We start from the raw sequence: 17,627 nt of genomic DNA, 5'->3' as shown, positions 1-17,627 counted from the left end.
GCTCACCGCCCCGCGGCATAGCCCTGCATGCCGCGCGGGTTGGCCGCCGCCCGCAGGCGGCGGCCGTCGCGGCTCGCCGCGGTCAGGCGGCCCTCCGACCAGTCGGACCCGACCTCGACGAGGTGGCCGCGCCGGCGCAACTCCGCCACCGTGCCGGAGCTGACCCGGTTCTCCACCACCACGACGCCCGGCCGGGCCGTGCGCGGCCAGAACGAGGACGGGAAGTGCTCGGTGTGCCAGGCCGGCGCGTCGATCGCCGCTTGCAGGTTCATGCCCGCATGGATGTGGCGCAGGAAGAATTGCGGGATCCACTGGTCCTGCTGGTCGCCCCCCGGCGAGCCCCAGGCGAGGTAGGGCTCGCCGTCGCGCAGGGCCATCGTCGGCGAGAGGGTCGAGCGCGGCCGCTTGCCCGGGGCGAGGGCTGCCGGATGCGCCTCGTCGAGGACGAACATCTGCGCCCGGGTGCCGAGGCAGAAGCCGAGCGCCGGGATCACCGGCGAGGATTGCAGCCAGCCGCCGGACGGCGTGGCGGTGATCATGTTGCCGTGCCGGTCGATGATGTCGAAGTGGACCGTGTCGCCCCGAACCACGCCCGCACGGGCATCGTCCGGCGGGACCGTCGCTGCGATCTTGCCGACCGTCGGCTCACCGGCCCCGGTGCTGGCGACGGCTGTGCGGGCGCCGCTGCTCACCCGGGCGTCGAGGGCCTTGCCGAAGCCGTGGATCGTGCCGGGCCGCTGCTCCAGCGAGGCGGTCTCAGCCACGAGCCGGCGGCGCTCATCGTTGTAGGCGTCCGAGAGCAGGATCTCCACCGGCACGTCGACGAAGGCGGGATCGCCGTAGAACGTGTCCCGGTCGGCGAAGGCGAGCTTGGCGCACTCGACCTGGAGGTGGATGAAGTCGGGCCCGGCCGGATCGAGGCCGTCGAGGGAGAAGCCCTTGAGCAGGGCGAGCTGCTGCAGGGTGGCGAGCCCCTGCGTCCACGGCCCGGCCTTCAGCACGGTGTAGCGGCCGTACTCGTAACCGACCGGCTCCTCGACGCTCGCCTGCCAGGCCGCCATGTCGGCCCCGGTGAGGAGACCGCGATGAGGCCGGCCCGTCACGTCCATCACCGCCTGCGTGCGGCAGAACGTGTCGATCGCCTCCGCGACGAAGCCCTGCGACCAGATCCGGCGGGCGCGCTCGATCTCCTGCTCGCGCGTGCCCCCCGCGGCCTCGCGCACGATCCGGGCATAGGTCTCTGCGAGAGCCGGGTTGGTGAACAGCGTGCCGGGGGCGGGCACGCCGCCATCCTGGAGGTACGTCGCCGCCGAACTCGGCCAGTGCTCGCGAAACAGCCCCTCGACGGTGGCGATGGTGGCCGAGACCCGCTCGACCAGCGGGAAGCCGTCCCGCGCGTAACCGATCGCCGCTTCCAGCACGTCGGCGAGACGCCAGGTGCCGTGGTCGCGCAGGATCAGCATGTAGGCGTCGAAGGTGCCCGGCACGCACGGGGCCAGGAGCCCGGTGCCCGGCACGAGGTCGAGGCCGAGATGGTCGCGTAAGCGCGCGATGGTGGCGGCCTGCGGCGCCGGGCCCTGCCCGCACACCACCTGCGGCCGGCCAACCCGGACGTCGTGCAGGATCACCGGCACGTCGCCGCCCGGCCCGTTGAGGTGCGGCTCGACCACCTGCAGCACGAAGGCCGTGGCGACCCCCGCATCGAAGGCGTTGCCGCCCCGCTCCAGCACGCCCATGCCGACCGCGGTGGCGATCCAGTGCGTCGACGCCACGACCCCGAAGGTGCCGTCGATCTCGGGCCGCGTGGTGAAGGGGTCTGGGGTGACGAAGCTCATCGGTGGTCCTCTCCGGGGCGCCCGCGGTGGGAATTGTCCTGTCGGTGCGCACTGTAAGAGCCCCGACAGGCTTGGGGAGCCCCGCCGGCGGCACCCCCTGCGCTCCCTGGCGCAGGGCTCGCCTTTCGCCCGGCCCTGCCGTATCCCCCGGCCATGGCCGCTCCTCCGCTCCTCACCCTCCAGGGCATCGCGCTCACCTTCGGCGGCACGCCGCTGCTCGCCGGGGCCGACCTCTCGCTCGCCCCCGGCGACCGCACCTGCCTCGTCGGCCGCAACGGCTCGGGCAAGTCGACCCTGCTCAAGGTCGCCGCCGGGCTGGTCGAGCCCGACAAGGGCGTGCGCTTCGTCCAGCCCGGCACGACCGTGCGCTACCTCGCCCAGGAGCCGGATTTCTCGGGCCACGCCACCACCCTGTCCTTCGTCGAGGCGGGGATGGGGCCCGGCGACGAGCTCTACCGGGCGCGCTACCTGCTCGAGAGTCTCGGCATGACCGGCGAGGAGGATCCGAGCCGGCTGTCGGGGGGCGAATCGCGCCGCGCGGCTCTGGCCCAGGCGCTGGCGCCCGAGCCCGATATCCTGCTCCTCGACGAGCCGACCAACCACCTCGACCTGCCGGCGATCGAGTGGCTCGAGGCCGAGCTGAAGGGCAGCCGCTCGGCCCTGGTGCTGATCAGCCACGACCGGCGCTTCCTCGAGGCCCTGTCCCGCGCCACCGTCTGGCTCGACCGGGGCACGACGCGGCGGCTCGACCAGGGGTTCGCCGCCTTCGAGGGCTGGCGCGACCAGGTGTTCGAGGAGGAGGAGCGCGACCGCCACAAGCTCGACCGCAAGATCGCGGCGGAGGAGGACTGGCTGCGCTACGGCGTGACGGCGCGGCGCAAGCGCAACGTCAAGCGGCTCGCCGGCCTGCACGAGCTGCGCCGCAAGGCCCGCGAGCATCGCGGCCCGGTCGGCGCCGCGACGTTGACGGTGAGCGAGACCGAGGCCTCCGGCGCCCTGGTGGTCGAGGCGCGCGACGTGTCCAAGTCGTACGGCGACCGCCCGATCGTCCGCGACCTGTCGCTGCGCATCGCCCGCCGCGACCGGCTCGGCATCGTCGGCGCCAACGGCACCGGCAAGACGACGCTCGTCAACCTGCTCACCGGAAGCCTCGAGCCCGATTCGGGCGAGGTGAAGATCGGCGCCAACGTCACCCTCAACCTCCTCGACCAGCGCCGCAGCGCGCTGGATCCCGAGCGCACCGTCGCGGACGTGCTGACCGGCGGGGGCAGCGACAGCGTCCAGGTCGGCGGCCAGAGCCGGCACGTCGTCGGCTACATGAAGGACTTCCTGTTCTCGCCCGAGCAGGCGCGCACCCCCGTCGGCGTGCTCTCCGGCGGCGAGCGCAACCGGCTGCTCTTGGCCCGTGCGCTCGCGGAGGCCGGCAACCTGCTGGTGCTCGACGAGCCGACCAACGACCTCGACCTCGAGACCCTGGACCTCCTCCAGGAGATGCTCGGCGACTATGCCGGCACCCTGATCCTGGTCAGCCACGACCGCGACTTCCTCGACCGGGTGGTCGACACGGTGCTGGTCTCGGAAGGGGAAGGGCGCTGGGTCGCCTATGCGGGCGGCTACAGCGACATGGTCGCCCAGCGCGGCGCCGGGGTGCAGGCGCGCGGCGCCGTGAGCCCGAAGGGGGCGGCCAAGGACACGGTCCAGGCCTCGAAGCCGGCGCTGGCCCGTCCGACGGCCAAGCGGCGCCTCGGCTTCAACGAGCAGCACGAGCTCAAGACCCTGCCGGCCCGGATCGCGGCGCTGGAGGGCAACCGGGCTAAGCTGCGGGCCGCCCTCGACGACCCGACGCTCTACGCCCGCGACCCCGCCCGCTTCGAGGCGATCTCCCGCACCCTGGCGACGACCGAGACCGACCTCGCCAGCGCCGAGGAGCGCTGGCTCGAACTCGAGATGATGCGCGAGGAACTGGAAGGCTGAGTCCACCGACGCAACCAGGGACAAATACAGGTTGTGGTCGCGGGACGGGCTCCCGGCCCAGGAGACGACAGAGCGACGCGCGAGATCTTTAGTTCTCACGCGCATGGGCGCGGATTTAGCTGACCCGCGTAAGGTTTCGTGGCGTCCGTGCAACATTACGGCGGAAAGCCGGTGCCTTGGCCGTCCCGGACGCGGATGCCGGTTGATCGGCGTTAGCGCCTCGCACATGGTGCCTCTGCGCCGGGCACAACCCGGTGCGGCCCGGATGACATCCCCCAGGGAGCGCCGGGCGCAAGGGGATAAGAGTGGCGTGGTTCGGCATTCGTCGAGACACAGTCGTTCACCCCCAGGGTCTCGAAACTTTGGAGGTCTCGATGAAGCTCGTGAAGAGCCTTCTGCTGGGTTCGGCTGCCGGCCTGACTGTCGTGGCGGGGGCGCAGGCTGCCGATCTGCCGGTCAAGAAGGCGGCGCCTGTCGAATACGTTCGTGTCTGCTCGGCCTACGGTGCCGGCTTCTTCTTCATTCCCGGTACCGACACCTGCCTGCGCGTCTCCGGCCGCGCGCGGTTCGAGGCGACCTACTCCCAGGGCTACAGCCGCTCCGGCGCCAACGGCGACCTGATGGGCTACCGCGGTCTCGGCCGCCTCAACCTCGATGCCCGCACGCAGACCGCCTACGGCACGCTCCGTGCCTTCGTGCGCTTCGAGCTCGCCTCCCGCACCGGCGCCTACCTGAAGTCGGGCACCCAGGAGCGCATCGCCAACGCCTTCACGGCGACCGGCATCGACACCTTCGGTCGCGCCCAGCAATACGTGAACGTCGACAAGGCGTTCATCCAGTTCGCCGGCCTCACCGCCGGTCGCGCGGCCTCGTTCTACGACTTCTACGCCCACGACTTCGAGATCATCGGCACCTCGCTGGGCTCCGACGTCGCCTCGACCAACCTGCTCGCCTACACCGCGACCTTCGGCGAGGGCTTCTCGGCGACGCTCTCGGTCGAAGACCCGATCTTCCGCAAGAACCCGCTGTTCGGCACCGCCACCGCCGGCAACGCGGCGAGCCAGTTCCAGGTCTTCGGCGCCGCGGCGAACAACTTCACCCCGGTCGTCGCCTACAACGCGGCCGGCGTGCCGATCGGCGAGGCGTTCTACAACGTCGACCAGCGCTCGCGCATGCCCGACTTCGTCGGCGTGCTGCGCTACGACGCCGGCTGGGGCTCCGCTCAGCTCTCGGCCGCGGTGCACGAGCTGACCGTCGGCAACGCCGCGACGGTTCTGAGCTTCGGTGGCGTGCCGATCGTCAACGGCACCACGGCCACCAGCGTCGCCGTCGCTCCGCGCGTCCAGAACGAGTACGGCTGGGCCGTCCAGGGCGGCGTGAAGTTCAACCTGCCGTTCATCGCTCCGGGCGACGCCCTCTATCTCCAGGGCTCGTACGGCGAAGGCGCTCAGATCTACACCGGTTACTCCCAGTACATCGGTACCTACACCCAGAGCGCCAACAACACGCAGGGCGGCAACTTCTCGACCTTCTTCACCGATGCCGCGGTGAACCCGCTGACCGGCCGGATGGAGCTGTCGACCAGCTGGACTGTGGTCGGTTCGTACCTGCACTACTGGACGCCCGAGCTGCGCTCGGCCTTCATCGGCAGCTACGGCGAGATGAGCTTCGGCAAGACGAGCCGCAACCTGCTCGGCGGGCTGAACTTCAACGGCCTCGGCAACCCGGTCAACAGCCCCGGCGCCTTCCTGTACAGCAACGCCCTGCGCGACACGAGCCAGGTCGTCGCCGGCGCGAGCCTGATCTGGTCGCCGGTGAAGGACCTCGATATCGGTGTCGAGGGTCTCTACAACCGCGTCGACATCCGCGGCGGCGGCCGTGTGGTGGACGTGAACAAGGCCGCGGTCGGCCCGAACACCGTCGCCGGCCTCAACGCCGCCGGCCTGCCGATCAACTCGGCCGGCGCCGTGCTGCCCACCACCAACTACACGGACACTTTCCAGGTCCGCATGCGCGTCCAGCGCGACTTCTAAGTCGCGACGGCGGCCCCCACGGGGGCCGCCTATCGGACGAGATTCCTCAGGGTCCCGGCTCGCGCCGGGACCCTTTTTCTATTGCCCGCCGATCGCGTGTCGCGCCTTGCTGATGCCGGAAACCGGCGCCAGGGTGGCGGCTTGCGCGCGAGGCTCCCGCCGCGCGCGGTTCCGCGACGAGGTCCAGTGTGGCGATGCGCTCGATCGGCTGGCTCGCCGGCCTTCCCCTCCTCGCCGGTGCGTGGGTCGCCGCCACGGCTTTCGCCGAGCCGCGGCTCGAATCCGCCCTGGAGGCGCCTGCGGCGGCGATCGCGGCGGGCACCGGCCGCGACGGGGCCGAGCCCTGGCTGCGGGTCGAGGCGCGGGGCCGCGACTTCGTGGCGAGCGGCGAGGCGCCGATGCAGGCCGCCCTCGACGAGGCCCGCGTCGCCCTCGCCGCCGTGCCGGGCCATCGCCGCATCCTCGACCGCCTCGGCCTCGTCGCCGAGGTCGCGCCCTTCACCTGGGCGGCGATCCACCGCGCGCCGGACCGCCTCGACCTCATCGGCCACCGCCCGGCGGAGATCGGTCGCACGGCCCTCGCCGAGACCCTGGGAGGCGGCCTGCCCGCCGGGCTCGGCTTGCGCGACGCCGCGCGGGCCGCCCGCGGCGCGCCGGAGAACTTCTCCGCGGCGGCCCGCTTTCTCCTCGCGCAGGCGCAACGCCTGAAGCCCGGCGCCACCGCGGCGATGAGCGACCGCGTCCTCTCGATCCGCGGCGAGGCGGCGAGCGTCGAGGCCTATGCCGGTCTCAAGGCCGACCTCGACCGGCCGCCCGCCGGCTTCACGATCGGGGAGGTCGCGGTCGAGCCGGCCCTGGTCTCGCCCTTCACCTGGGCGGCGAGCCGCGGCCCCGAGGGCCTCCGCCTCGACGGCTATACCGTGTCGGAGGCCGACCGCGCGGCGATCCTGGCCGCCGCGCGGCTCCTCGCCGACGGCGCCCCGGTGACCGACGCGATGCGCACCGCTCGCGGGCTCCCCGCCGGGATCGACGCGCGGGCGCTGATCGACCGCGCCTTCGCGGCCCTGGCGCTCGTGCGGGAGGGCAGCGTCTCGCTCGACGGCGCTGCCCTGTCGATCCGGGGCGCCGCCATCGACGTCCAGGCCGTGCGCGAGGCCGATTCCCTCGCCGATACCCTGCCTGCGGGCCTCTCCCGCGGCACGGTCGCCCTGACGGCGAGCCCGGTCTCGCCCTACCTCGTCACGGTCCGGCGCGGGCCCGACGCCTTCACCCTCACCGGCCACCTGCCGGATGCCGAGGCGCGCGCCGCGATCCGGGCGACCTTGCGGCCCTACCTCTACGGCGAGCGGATCGTCGATCGCACCCGCCTCGCGGACGGCGCACCGCCGGCCCTCATCGCCGGTCTGACCGCCGGGATCGGCATCCTCGGGCAGCTCGCGGAGGGCGAGGTCACGGTGCGCGACCAGAGCCTGCGCGTCGCCGGCGAAGGGCTCTACCGCGAGAGCGCGCGCCGCGTCGCCGCCGAGGCCGCGCGGATCGCGCCGGCCGGCTGGCGGATCGACGTCGCGGTCGATGCCCGCGGCGCCGCCCCGGTCCGGGATCCGGCGGCCTGCCGCGAGACCTTTGCGGCGCTCGCCACGGAACCGACCCTGCGCTTCGACCCCGGCAGCGCCGATTTGAAGCCGGCCTTCTATCCCGTCCTCGACGAGGTCGCGGGCCTCGCCCGCGCCTGCCCTCAGGCCCGGATCGAGGTCGCCGGCCACGACGACCCGCCCGGCACCGTTCCGCCGCCGGCCCCCAAGGAAGCACCCGCTCCCGCACTCAGCCGGGCCAAGTCCGCGGTGAAGCCCGGCAAGCAGGCCGAGAAACCTCCGGAGAAGCTCGCCCCGAAACCCGCCGAGACATCCTCTATGCCCGATCCCGGCCTGCCGCAACGGCGCGCCGCCGCGATCGTCGACTACCTGCTCAAGGCCGGCATCCCGGCCGACCGGATCGCCGCCGCGCCGGCCGGGGCCGCCGCCGACCGCCGGGCGGTCGCCTTCGCCCTGCGCTCCTGAGGCCCGTCGTGTCGATCTTCTCCCCCGTTGCGATCCTGGCCTCCGTCGCCTGGCCGGGCCTCCTCGCCGCCCTGCTGATCGGGGCCGGCACCGGCCGCTGGGCCGGCCTGCCCGCCGGCAGGGGCCCGCGCCTCGCCGCCGGCCTCGTCGTGCTCCTTGCTCTCGCCGCCGGGGCGGCGGCCCTCGCCGGTCTCGCGCCCGGATCCCTCGCCGTGCCGGGGCGGGAAGGCTTCTGGCTCGAGACCGCTGCCCTGATGCTGGCTTTCTACCTCGTCGGTTGCCTCCTCGGGGCCGCCCTGCCGCGGCGGGCGTGACGCGTTCTTCCGGTGCCCCGAAATGCCGATGTCTCAGGATTGATGGCCCGAGAGGCTGATGCGTCGCCGTTTCAGACCGCCTTCCGGGCGACCGCTGCCGGCGTGAGGAGGCTCGCGATCACCGGGACGTCGGCGTCCCGCGGCGCCGGGCGGCCCAGGAGGTAGCCCTGCACCTCGGTGCAGCCCTCGGCGATGACGAGGTCGAGATGGGCCTTCGTCTCGACGCCCTCGGCCACCGTGGTGACGCCGAGGCGCCGGCCGAGATCCGCCACCACCCCGACGATCGCGGCGCAGTCCGGCCGCGTCACGGCGTCCCGCACGAACGAGCCGTCGATCTTGATCTTGTCGAAGGGGAAGGCCCGGAGATGGGCCAGCGACGAGAAGCCGGTCCCGAAATCGTCGAGCGCTACCCGCACGCCCATGTCCCGGATGCGACGCAGATCCGCCAGGCCGGCCTTCTCGTCGCCGAGCAGCGCGCTCTCCGTGACCTCGATCTCGAGCCGATCCGGCGACAGGCCGCTGGCCAGCAGCGCCTCGAGCACCGCCGGGGCGAGGGTGCCGGTGCCGAGCTGGCGCGGCGAGACGTTGACGGCCACGCGAGCGCCGTCCGTCCACGTCGCCGCATCCTCGCAGGCGCGGCGCAGCACCCAGGCGCCGAGGTCGCGGATCAGGCCGCTCTCCTCGGCGGTGGGAATGAACTCCGCCGGCGAGATCCAGCCCCGGGCCGGGTGATGCCAGCGGATCAGGCCTTCCCGCGCCGTCGCCGAGCCGGTGCGGACGTCGATGATGGGCTGGTAGAACAGGAAGAGCCCGTCCTTGGTGCCGAGCGCCGTGCGCAGTCTCGCCTCGAGGCGGAGGCGTTCGTGGAGCCGCGTCTCCATCTCGTCGCTGAACAGCCGGAAGGTCCGCTTGCCCGCGGCCTTCGCCGAGTAGAGCGCCATGTCGGCGCGGGCGAGGAGGGCTTCCGGCTCGTGCCCGTGCTCCGGCGCCACCGCGATGCCGATGCTCGCCCCGACCTCCAGCGAGCGCTCTCCCTCCGCCGGGTAGGGCGCCACCAGGGCGTCGATGAGCCCCTCGGCGAAACCTGCGAGCGCACCGAGCTCCGTCTGCGGCGTCATGATGGCGAACTCGTCGCCGCCGAGGCGCGAGACCAGCACGCCGGGCTGGTCGCACAGGGCGCGCAGGCGGTCGGCGACCTGGCTCAGGAGCGCGTCGCCGACGAGGTGGCCGTTCGAGTCGTTGATGATCTTGAAGCCGTCGAGATCGATGAAGAGCAGCCCCAGGGCACTTCCCTCCCGGATGAGGGCCGCCCCCAGATTCTCGCGGAAGGTCGACCGGTTGGCGAGCCCGGTCAGCGTGTCGTAATGGGCGAGCTGCTGGATGCGTGCCTCGGCCGCGACCTGCTGGGTGACGATCGACCAGGTCAGCATCGGGCCGAGATAGGCGCCGTCGGTCCCGCGCACCGCCGAGGCCTGGAGGTCGAGCACTTCGGGGCCGACCTTGATCCGGGCGTGGTGGGGCAGGTTGGCGGGATCGGCGAGGAGCCGTCGCTGATGCGTCGGGTTCCGGTGGAACACGTCGATGGAAGCGCCGAGCAGGTCCGAGGCCTTGATCGGCAGATGCGTCTCGATCTGGCCCAGCGTGCGCTTCGAGGTCTCGTTGACGTAGGTGATGCGGTAGCTCGTGGGATCGACCGTCATCACCGCCACCGGCATGTCGTCGATCATGCGCAGGAGGCGGTACTCCTCCTGCTCCTTGAGCACCTCCGCGGTCGCGATCGACCAGACGAGGAGCGCCCGGCTGACCCGCCCCCCGGATTCGGGCAGGGCGTGGATGCTCAGGTCAAGCCACTCGTCGCCGAAGCGGATGCGCGCCTTGTGCGGAAGGTTGACTGGCTCGCTGAGCAGGTTGCGCTGGTAGGCGGGATCCTTGTGGAAGATGTCGATCGACGTCCCGATGATCGCCTCGGGATCGATTCCCAGCGTGTCGCGAATCGAATGCAGCAGCTCGATCGAGGAGGGATTGGCGTAGTCGATCGTGAAGGTGGTGAGATCGCAGGTCATCGCCCCGATCGGCATCACGTCGCAGATCTGCGCGAAGGAGATCGGTCCGGGTGGTCCCGCCGCCTGCTGCGCGAGGACCACGCTGGAAAATGGACACCCCGTCATGCCCGCACGCGTCCCGTCACCTGCCGTATCGCGCGCCGGTATGGCGCGAGATGACGTTAGGAAATATGGGTGGACAGTTAGGGAATCCTGAAGGGGCGGGAAGTGGGGGGCGGGGGCCGCTGGCGGCCCCCGGCGTGGCCTCAGCGCCGCTCGTAGAGCAGCCGAGCCCGGATCGTGCCGTCGATCGAGCGCAGCTCCTCGAGCAGGGCCTCCGGATCGACGTCGGTCGCGTCGGTCTCGACCACGACGTAACCGACCTCGCCGTCGGTCTGGTAGAACTGCGCCGCGATGTTGATCTGCTTGCGGGCGAAGGTCTCGTTGAGGCGCCCCAGCATGCCCGGCAGGTTGCGCTGCACGTGGATGAAGCGCAGGCCGGTCGGCCGGGCCGGCAGCTGCACCTGCGGGAAGTTCACCGCGCCTACCGTCGAGCCGATATCCGAGTAGTCGACGAGCTTGCGCGCGACCTCGGCGCCGATGCGCTCCTGCGCCTCCTCGGTCGAGCCGCCGACATGGGGCGTGAGGATGACGTTCTCGAGGCCCTGGAGCGGCGAGACGAAGCGCTCCTGGTTCGACTTCGGCTCGACCGGGAACACGTCGACGGCGGCCCCCCGCAGGTGGCCGTCCTTCAGGGCGGCCGCCACGGCGTCGAGGTCGACCACCGTGCCGCGGGAATTGTTGATGAGGTACGAGCCCGGCTTCATCGCCCGGATCTGCGCCTCGCCGATCATGTTGTGGGTCGAGGCGGTCTCGGGCACGTGCAGCGAGACCACGTCGCTCTGGGCGAGCAGCGCGTCGAGGCTGTCCACCGGCTCGGTGTTGCCGTGGCGCAGGCGGTCGGTGAGGTCGTGGAAGATCACCCGCATGCCCATCGCCTCGGCGAGGTTCGAGAGCTGCGAGCCGATGTTGCCGTAGCCGACGATGCCGAGCGTCTTGCCGCGGACCTCGAACGAGCCGTTCGCCGACTTGTCCCAGCCGCCGACATGGGCCGAGACCGAGCGCGGCACGATGCGGCGCAGCAGCATCACGATCTCGCCGATGACCAGCTCGGCCACCGAGCGGGTGTTGGAGAACGGCGCGTTGAAGACCGGGATGCCGCGCCGGCGCGCTGCGTCGAGGTCGACCTGGTTGGTGCCGACCGAGAAGCAGCCGACGGCCATCAGCCGGTCGGCGGCCTCGAAGGCGGCCTCGTCGAGCTGCGTGCGCGAGCGGATGCCGAGGATATGGACGCCCTTGAGCGCCTGGTGCAGGTCGGCCGGGTCGAGGGCCTTGGCCAGCCGCGTGACCGTGACGTAGCCGGCCGCCTCGAGCAGCGCCACCGCGCTGTCGTTGATGCCTTCGAGCAGCAGGACGCGAATCTTGTCCTTGGGCAGTGAGAGCTTGTCGGCCATGGCGGGTCTTCTTGGCAGGTATTTTTGGGAGTGGGGGCGGAGACCGCGGCAGGCGCGGTCCGGTCGTCGCGAGCGATAGGAGAGCGGGCGACGCAACGCAACATGGGGTCCGGTTACCTGGGTCTGCCCACGCGCAGGGCAGCGCTGCGCCCACCGCGCGGGCAATCCGGCCGACCGACCTTTCGGGGCGGCCCCGTGCCCCGTTCCCATCGGGGCGACCCCGTGCCCCCTTGCCGCCGCGGGCAGGCGGTGCTCCACCGGCCCCGTCCGTCTCGGCAAGCCAGGAAGAGACCGCCGATGCCCCTCACGCCCCGGATGCGCCGCGCCGCGATCCCGCTCCTCGTCTTCGTTCTCGGCCTCGCGGTGCTGGGCCTCGCCGCCAGCCTGATGCTCGGCCGCCCGGCCACCGGCACCAGTGCCGTCGGCGGACCGTTTACCCTGGTGAACCAGGACGGCCGCACCGTCACCGACCGGGATTTCGCCGGCAAGCCGCATCTGGTCTTCTTCGGCTTCACCCACTGCCCGGACATCTGCCCGACCACCCTGCAGCAGATCTCCGACGTGCTGGCCGCTCTGGGGCCGCAGGGCCGCGACGTGAAGGCGTTGTTCATCAGCGTCGACCCGGAGCGCGACAAGCCGGCGGCGCTCAAGGACTACCTGTCGAGCTTCGACCCCCGCATCGTCGGGCTGACCGGCTCGCCCGAGGCGGTGGCCGCCACCGTGAAGGCCTACCGCGCCTATAGCCGCAAGGTGCCGCTGAAGGAGGGCGACTACACGATGGAGCATACGGCGCTGGTCTACATCATGGACGGGCGTGGCAACTTCGTCGGCTCGCTCAACCTGATGCGCCCGGCCAAGGACGCCGCCGCCGAGGTGGCACGCCAGCTCTGAGGCTCAACTCCGCCGCCGCATCGCCCCCGTGCGAGAGGTGACGGAGAGCCCGTGATCGGTCTTGTTCCAGCGGTAGGGCGCCAGCAGCCATTCGAGAAGGCCGAGCCAGGCCGCCGCGCTGACGAGGCCGTAATAGACCGGCAGCACGAGCACCCACGGGACGAGGCTCCACCAGCCGCGCCGCAGGCCGCCGACGAGCGCCGGCAGCCACATCGCGCCGAGGCCGGCCGCGAAGACGACGGCGCCCGTCGCCGTCACCAGGTTGGCGAGGAAGTCCGGGCCGGTCGGCAGCGGATCCGACGCGAGGTGCCAGACCGCCAGTGCGATCGCGAACGGGTAGGCCAGCGCCGAGACGACAGTGCCGGGCACCATGGCGACGGCGCAGAGCAGGCCGAGGGGCCCGAGGCGCCGGAGGGCCCGGACGGGGTGCCGGCTGTGGGTGATCGTGGTCTGGACGAATCCCTTCATCCAGCGGGTGCGCTGGCGCAGCCAGGGCCGGAGGACGGCGGGGGCCTCCTCCAGGGTCGAGAGCGGCAGGTCGCCGACCCGGTAGCCGGCGAGGCTCAGGCGCAGGCCGAGATCGGCATCCTCGGTGACGTTCCAGGCGTCCCAGCCGTGCAATTCGCGCAGCACCTGCGTGCGGAAGTGTGCGGTCGTGCCGCCGAGCGGCACCGGCAGGTGCGCTGCCGTCAGCAGCGGCAGCAGCACGTCGAAGAGCGCCGCGTATTCGAGGGTGAAGCAGCGGGTGAGCCAGGAATCGTTCGTGTTGTCGATCACCAGCCGGCCCTGCAGGCAGGCGAGCCGGTCGGAGCCGGTGCGGAACAGGGCGGCGGCGGCCTTGAGCTGGCCCGGATCCGGCACGTCCTCGGCGTCGTAGACCACGAGGTGCTCGCCACGGGCGAGCGGCAGGGCGACGTTGAGGGCGCGGGGCTTGGTGCGGGGCAGGCCGGCGGGCGCCGTCACCACCTCGAACCGCGCCGGCAGCGGCAGGGCGGCAAGCGCCGCCGCCGTAGCGCGATCGTCTGCCTCGATCACGAATTTGAGGTCGAGCTTCGAGGCCGGGTAGTCGCGGTATTATGCAGCAAGCTCACCGGAAAGCGTTGAGATAGGCGTTATGATTTCAGGCGTTGACCCCTCCGAACGACGAGCGGTTGGGGAGGAACCCGCGTCCCTTCCATCTCTCTCCGTTTGCCGCTTGCCATTTGAAGAGATCGCCGATACGCTCTCCAAAATTCGGGCGAGTCCTATGGGCATCGAGCAAGCACTCAGCGAAGAGATTGCCGATTTGGAGCGGGAGCTAGGGAATGACCCTCGCTTCCGAAAGTTGCGTGCCTTGCGGGCTGCCCTTGCGCTTTACCAGCCTGACTCTGCCTCCGTGCAAGGTGGACACGGCCCCAATAACCAGTTCGACGCACACCTTCATTCGCGAGGTGCAACGGCAACCGTCTACTTGGGTGAGACAAAGCGCAGGCCCGGAAGGCAGCGCGATCCTGAGCGGCAGCGCGCCTTGGATGAAGCTGTCAGTTTTGTCCGCAATTACGACGGCATGCCGACTACCGCCGATGTGTACGACCACCTTGTTTCATTGGGCATCAAGATCGGCGGCCAGAGCCCAGCGGGCAATCTGTCGGCGATGCTCTACAAGGACGGCCGTCTGACATCGCATGGGCGGGCTGGCTGGTCCTTTGGACCGCCGCCAACCAACAGCCCGGAGTCTGAAGAGGGTTCCGAAGAGAATGAGCCGTACAACGATGGTGCGTCGTACGGCTCAGATACAGAGCCAGTTGATGAGGACGATCTCCTCTAAAATCTGGCTCTCCGTCCCACCCCGCGTCCGGTCAGGCGCCAACGAGGAGAACGATATAGCGATCATTCAACCCCTCTAAGAGAGGGAAGAGGCCGAGTCAGCGGCGCCAACCGCCAACCCGGCCACCAACCTAACCAACCGGCCTACGGAGAGGCTGGACGTGCAAGGCTCAGCAGCCCTAATGTTGCACGTCCAAGCGCATCCTTCAAGCCGGGTAGCCAGAAATCGCTATTCAGCGACAAGGAATATCCATGCGTAAATATGAGTTCCCCTGCGACCGTGAAACGGCAGGGCACATCCTTCATGCGGTCAAAGTGCTTGGCTGGTCTCAGGCCAGAGCGTCACACTACTTCTGCGTTAACGGCGGCACGGTTAGCAAGATCGTCCGCGGCCTCGCACATCACGGAGTAGGACCGCTTCCCTTCTGATCTGATGCAGAAGCGTCGCCCGTAAAGGCGATCCCGGCCGGGCCATCCAACATGGTGAGCCCGGCTTCCTCGAAAGCACGTCTCATCGCCAGAAGGTTGTTGGCGATGGGCGTGCGCAAGCCGTTCTCGAACTGGCGGATCGTGCTCAGTCCTACGTTCGAGCGTTTGGCTAGGTCGGGCTGCGACCAGTCTAGCCATCCTCGGGCGGCGCGGCATTGCTCAGGCGTCATCGTCACAGAGAGGTAGCGCGACCGAGTTTTTGCGTCAAGGGCGATTGAAAGCGTTGACTTGGCATCTTTGAGCGCATAACGTCCACCTTAACGCAAAACGTTGAGGCGGAACCGTGGCTCAGCACTTCCTTCTCTCCACCGCTGCCCGCTCCCTGAGCCTCGTCAGCGTCGCTCGTATGTCGGACGATGAGGCTTGGACGACCTTCAAGCTCATCCGCTGGGCCAGGACCAAGGGCGAGCCCTACTGCCCGCGCTGCGGCTGCCTCACTCACAACTTCCTGTCCACCCGCAAGCTGTGGAAGTGCAAGGGCTGCTCCCATCAGTACAGCGTGACCAGCGGCACCATCTTCGCCAACCGCAAGCTCGCGATCCGCGACTACCTCTTGGCGATGGCGATCTTCGCCAACGGCGCCAAGGGCCACAGCGCGCTTCAACTCTCCCGCGATCTCAACGTCCAGTACCGCACGGCCTTCGTCCTAGCTCACAAGCTCAGGGAGGCGATTGCTGCTGAGAAGGCAGAGGCGACCGTCTCCGGTACGGTAGAGGTGGATGGCGCCTACTTCGGGGGCTACGTGAAGCCCTCTAACCACAAGGAAAACCGCGTAGACCGACGCCTCGCTGTCAACCAGACCGGCAAGCGTCGGGTCGTGGTCATCATGCGTGAGCGAGGCGGGATCACCCTCCCCTTCGTCTTCAAGAGCGAGACGGCTTCGATTGAGACGATCGGCAAGCGGGTCGCCGTGGGCAGCACCATCCACGCTGACGAGGCCGCTGGTTGGGACGTGCTCCACAAGCGCTACCTGACCAAGCGCATCAACCATCAGCAGGCGTACAGCGCCGACGACGCCTGCACCAACCAAGCGGAGTCGTTCTTCTCCCGCCTCCGTCGCGCTGAGATCGGCACGCACCATCACATCGCCGGCCCCTACCTCGCCGCCTACGCTGGCGAGATGGCGTGGCGTGAGGACAACCGCCGCATCAGCAACGGTCAGCAGTACCTTCGGATGGCCGAAGCCTCCCTTCGCCATCCTCCGTCCCTGGTTTGGACGGGCTACTGGCAGCGGCATCAGGCGAAGGTGGCGTGATGGCTCTCCCCCAGGTCGTCACCACCCTTCGCACTAAGCGGGATGAGATAGAAGCTCATATTGCCGAGTTGCGGCGCCAACTGGCGGCGGCTGAGCGCGACCTGTCAAGCGTGACAGCCGTCCTCGCGCTCTACGACCTTTCCCCCGCCACGCAGACCCGCTTCCCGGCCTACGCCCATCTCAATCGGCTATTCGCCTATGGTGAGATGTTCAAGTTGTGTAAGATTGCTCTCGTTGAAGCTGGACGTCCACTCACTACGAGAGAGTTGGCGCTTCAGGTGATCAGAGCCAAGCGATGGGACGAAGGTGACGCAATGCTACGAAAGGCGGTTGCATACCGCCTGATCCAATCCCTAACTCGGGCGTCATTGCATAAACGTATTGAGAAAATCGGCAAGCATAAAAATGTTTGCCTGTGGCAATTAATTGAATAAAAACGATGGGGCTCAATCTTCACTAGACAGCCCCATCGCGTTTTGTTTTTCAATCCACTTTATATTTATTTTCCGTTATGGCTTGAACAAGCCCAGAAGATATAGCTCGTTTGTTTGCATCAGGAACCCAGCTTAAACGAAGGATTTCATTTCGAAGCTCTGGCAGATACAGCTTATAACACGATGGGCTTTCTTCTTCGAGTCCTACTTCCAGAACGCCATTTTCCTTGATCCTAATGGCTTTCACAGATGTTGGCGGGTTATCTTTATGAAAATTCAAAATAATAGTTATATTGTGCTGAGAGTAAGTTCCGGCGAGCATTTTCATCGTGGGCCGAGTATTGTTAAACTCGTTTTCGTATCTAATTGTCACTCTTCGAGTCATGATATGACTTCGTATAAATCCAAATAGAAGTTTTGACTCGCGATTGAGTATCCATATAGGGATCAATGGCATATACCAAGCGTATGGCAGTGACCTTCCGAAGTTATGAATGATCTCAAATCCCTTCTTTTCGGTTCCAAACCATTCAAGGCTGTCCTTTATGTCCCTCCCATGACAGAATACGTTGCCAGATATGCTATTTTCAACAACTATACCGTTATCGGAAGTGGGCCTTGCAGAGAAAAAATATGCCGTCACATTGGTCTGGTTTGCTCTTAACAGTTGCTTACGATCAAACTGCACCCTTTGACCAGCCTCGTCTTCAAAATTAATCGTGAATATAGTACTAATAACACTTATGGGAATGTTTTTATAAATTCTTCCAATGATAAGAGTGTATATGGAAGCAACCAATACGAGTAAACTCAACCAGCGCATGGCAAAATTCATGGACGGGTCGAGCGTAAAAAGAGAAAGAATTATTTGAGTAAAGCTGGGTTCGCGCTCGAAAAAAGCTGGATATATTATGCCGTACACACCTGAGGTAATTACTCAGGGGTGCGCTCGGTCGCGGCGTGAGGCCGGCGAGGAGCCGATG

The 17,627-nt window shown here is 68.4% G+C and carries 13 protein-coding genes and 1 pseudogene; 8 read left to right on the top strand and 6 right to left on the bottom strand.

Annotation, left to right across the window (positions count from 1 at the left end; translation table 11 throughout):
• Positions 1–2: 2 nt before the first annotated feature.
• Positions 3–1,835: a gamma-glutamyltransferase family protein gene (locus MFF64_RS26340; protein ID WP_099906051.1), complete on the bottom strand. Its 1,833-nt coding sequence runs from the start codon at positions 1,833–1,835 to the stop codon at positions 3–5.
• A 153-nt stretch (positions 1,836–1,988) separates the two neighbouring features.
• Here MFF64_RS26340 and MFF64_RS26335 point away from each other — a divergent pair, with 153 nt between their 5' ends.
• The 4 genes from MFF64_RS26335 (at position 1,989) to MFF64_RS26320 (ending at position 8,213) form a co-directional block, all read left to right on the top strand.
• The gene (locus MFF64_RS26335; protein ID WP_238192802.1) at positions 1,989–3,809 is read left to right on the top strand and encodes an ABC-F family ATP-binding cassette domain-containing protein; all 1,821 of its coding nucleotides are present in this window, start codon (positions 1,989–1,991) and stop codon (positions 3,807–3,809) included.
• Positions 3,810–4,183: 374 nt separating this feature from the next.
• Entirely contained in the window at positions 4,184–5,842 is a 1,659-nt protein-coding gene (locus tag MFF64_RS26330) for a porin (RefSeq protein WP_099904760.1), read from the top strand.
• Between the two features lie 194 nt (positions 5,843–6,036).
• Positions 6,037–7,899, top strand: a complete 1,863-nt coding sequence (locus MFF64_RS26325) for an OmpA family protein (protein WP_238192818.1) — start codon at positions 6,037–6,039, stop codon at positions 7,897–7,899.
• Positions 7,900–7,907: 8 nt separating this feature from the next.
• Positions 7,908–8,213, top strand: coding sequence for a hypothetical protein (locus MFF64_RS26320; protein ID WP_238192801.1), 306 nt, complete (start codon positions 7,908–7,910; stop codon positions 8,211–8,213).
• Positions 8,214–8,284: 71 nt separating this feature from the next.
• Here the strand turns inward: MFF64_RS26320 and MFF64_RS26315 are convergent, their stop codons facing one another.
• Together MFF64_RS26315 and serA are read right to left on the bottom strand one after the other, a co-directional pair.
• A complete protein-coding gene (locus MFF64_RS26315; RefSeq protein WP_238192800.1) occupies positions 8,285–10,381 on the bottom strand; it encodes a putative bifunctional diguanylate cyclase/phosphodiesterase in 2,097 nt (698 codons plus the stop codon).
• A 140-nt stretch (positions 10,382–10,521) separates the two neighbouring features.
• Entirely contained in the window at positions 10,522–11,769 is a 1,248-nt protein-coding gene (serA, locus tag MFF64_RS26310) for a phosphoglycerate dehydrogenase (protein WP_099902063.1), read from the bottom strand.
• Between the two features lie 297 nt (positions 11,770–12,066).
• Between serA and MFF64_RS26305 the strand changes: the two genes are divergently transcribed.
• Positions 12,067–12,660 (top strand): SCO family protein, encoded by a 594-nt coding sequence (locus MFF64_RS26305; RefSeq protein ID WP_238192799.1) that lies wholly within the window; start codon positions 12,067–12,069, stop codon positions 12,658–12,660.
• Between the two features lie 9 nt (positions 12,661–12,669).
• Here MFF64_RS26305 and MFF64_RS26300 read toward each other — a convergent pair.
• Positions 12,670–13,728: pseudogene (locus MFF64_RS26300) on the bottom strand (glycosyltransferase family 2 protein); the annotation flags it as partial.
• A 127-nt stretch (positions 13,729–13,855) separates the two neighbouring features.
• Here MFF64_RS26300 and MFF64_RS26295 point away from each other — a divergent pair.
• Positions 13,856–14,467 carry a hypothetical protein gene (locus MFF64_RS26295; RefSeq protein WP_238192798.1) on the top strand — a complete coding sequence of 204 codons (612 nt, stop codon included), beginning with the start codon at positions 13,856–13,858 and terminating at the stop codon, positions 14,465–14,467.
• 400 nt (positions 14,468–14,867) lie between these two features.
• On the opposite strand, the gene MFF64_RS26290 is transcribed toward MFF64_RS26295, so the two are convergent.
• Positions 14,868–15,125 (bottom strand): helix-turn-helix domain-containing protein, encoded by a 258-nt coding sequence (locus tag MFF64_RS26290; protein WP_238192797.1) that lies wholly within the window; start codon positions 15,123–15,125, stop codon positions 14,868–14,870.
• A gap of 113 nt (positions 15,126–15,238) precedes the next feature.
• On the opposite strand from MFF64_RS26290, the gene MFF64_RS26285 reads away from it, so the two are divergent.
• Positions 15,239–16,210 (top strand): IS1595 family transposase, encoded by a 972-nt coding sequence (locus MFF64_RS26285; protein ID WP_238192796.1) that lies wholly within the window; start codon positions 15,239–15,241, stop codon positions 16,208–16,210.
• The gene (locus MFF64_RS26280) at positions 16,210–16,644 is read left to right on the top strand and encodes a hypothetical protein (protein WP_238192795.1); all 435 of its coding nucleotides are present in this window, start codon (positions 16,210–16,212) and stop codon (positions 16,642–16,644) included. Before MFF64_RS26285 ends, MFF64_RS26280 begins: the two co-directional genes overlap by 1 nt.
• Positions 16,645–16,693: 49 nt before the next feature.
• Here the strand turns inward: MFF64_RS26280 and MFF64_RS26275 are convergent, their stop codons facing one another.
• Positions 16,694–17,479 carry a hypothetical protein gene (locus MFF64_RS26275; RefSeq protein WP_238192794.1) on the bottom strand — a complete coding sequence of 262 codons (786 nt, stop codon included), beginning with the start codon at positions 17,477–17,479 and terminating at the stop codon, positions 16,694–16,696.
• Between the last annotated feature and the right edge of the window lie 148 nt (positions 17,480–17,627).

It is taken from the genome of Methylobacterium frigidaeris (genome assembly GCF_022179185.1).
GTDB lineage: Bacteria > Pseudomonadota > Alphaproteobacteria > Rhizobiales > Beijerinckiaceae > Methylobacterium > Methylobacterium frigidaeris.
Note: the sequence above shows the minus strand (reverse complement) of the source record. Positions and strands in the feature narration are given on the sequence as shown.

Bases quoted from the DNA above. Each gene is read 5' to 3' on its own strand.
- MFF64_RS26340 (WP_099906051.1), bottom strand. From the start codon at position 1,835: ATGAGCTTCGTCACCCCAGACCCCTTCACCACGCGGCCCGAGATCGAC.
- MFF64_RS26335 (WP_238192802.1), top strand. From the start codon at position 1,989: ATGGCCGCTCCTCCGCTCCTCACCCTCCAGGGCATCGCGCTCACCTTC.
- MFF64_RS26330 (WP_099904760.1), top strand. From the start codon at position 4,184: ATGAAGCTCGTGAAGAGCCTTCTGCTGGGTTCGGCTGCCGGCCTGACT.
- MFF64_RS26325 (WP_238192818.1), top strand. From the start codon at position 6,037: ATGCGCTCGATCGGCTGGCTCGCCGGCCTTCCCCTCCTCGCCGGTGCG.
- MFF64_RS26315 (WP_238192800.1), bottom strand. From the start codon at position 10,381: ATGACGGGGTGTCCATTTTCCAGCGTGGTCCTCGCGCAGCAGGCGGCG.
- serA (WP_099902063.1), bottom strand. From the start codon at position 11,769: ATGGCCGACAAGCTCTCACTGCCCAAGGACAAGATTCGCGTCCTGCTG.
- MFF64_RS26305 (WP_238192799.1), top strand. From the start codon at position 12,067: ATGCCCCTCACGCCCCGGATGCGCCGCGCCGCGATCCCGCTCCTCGTC.
- MFF64_RS26290 (WP_238192797.1), bottom strand. From the start codon at position 15,125: ATGACGCCTGAGCAATGCCGCGCCGCCCGAGGATGGCTAGACTGGTCG.
- MFF64_RS26280 (WP_238192795.1), top strand. From the start codon at position 16,210: ATGGCTCTCCCCCAGGTCGTCACCACCCTTCGCACTAAGCGGGATGAG.
- MFF64_RS26275 (WP_238192794.1), bottom strand. From the start codon at position 17,479: ATGAATTTTGCCATGCGCTGGTTGAGTTTACTCGTATTGGTTGCTTCC.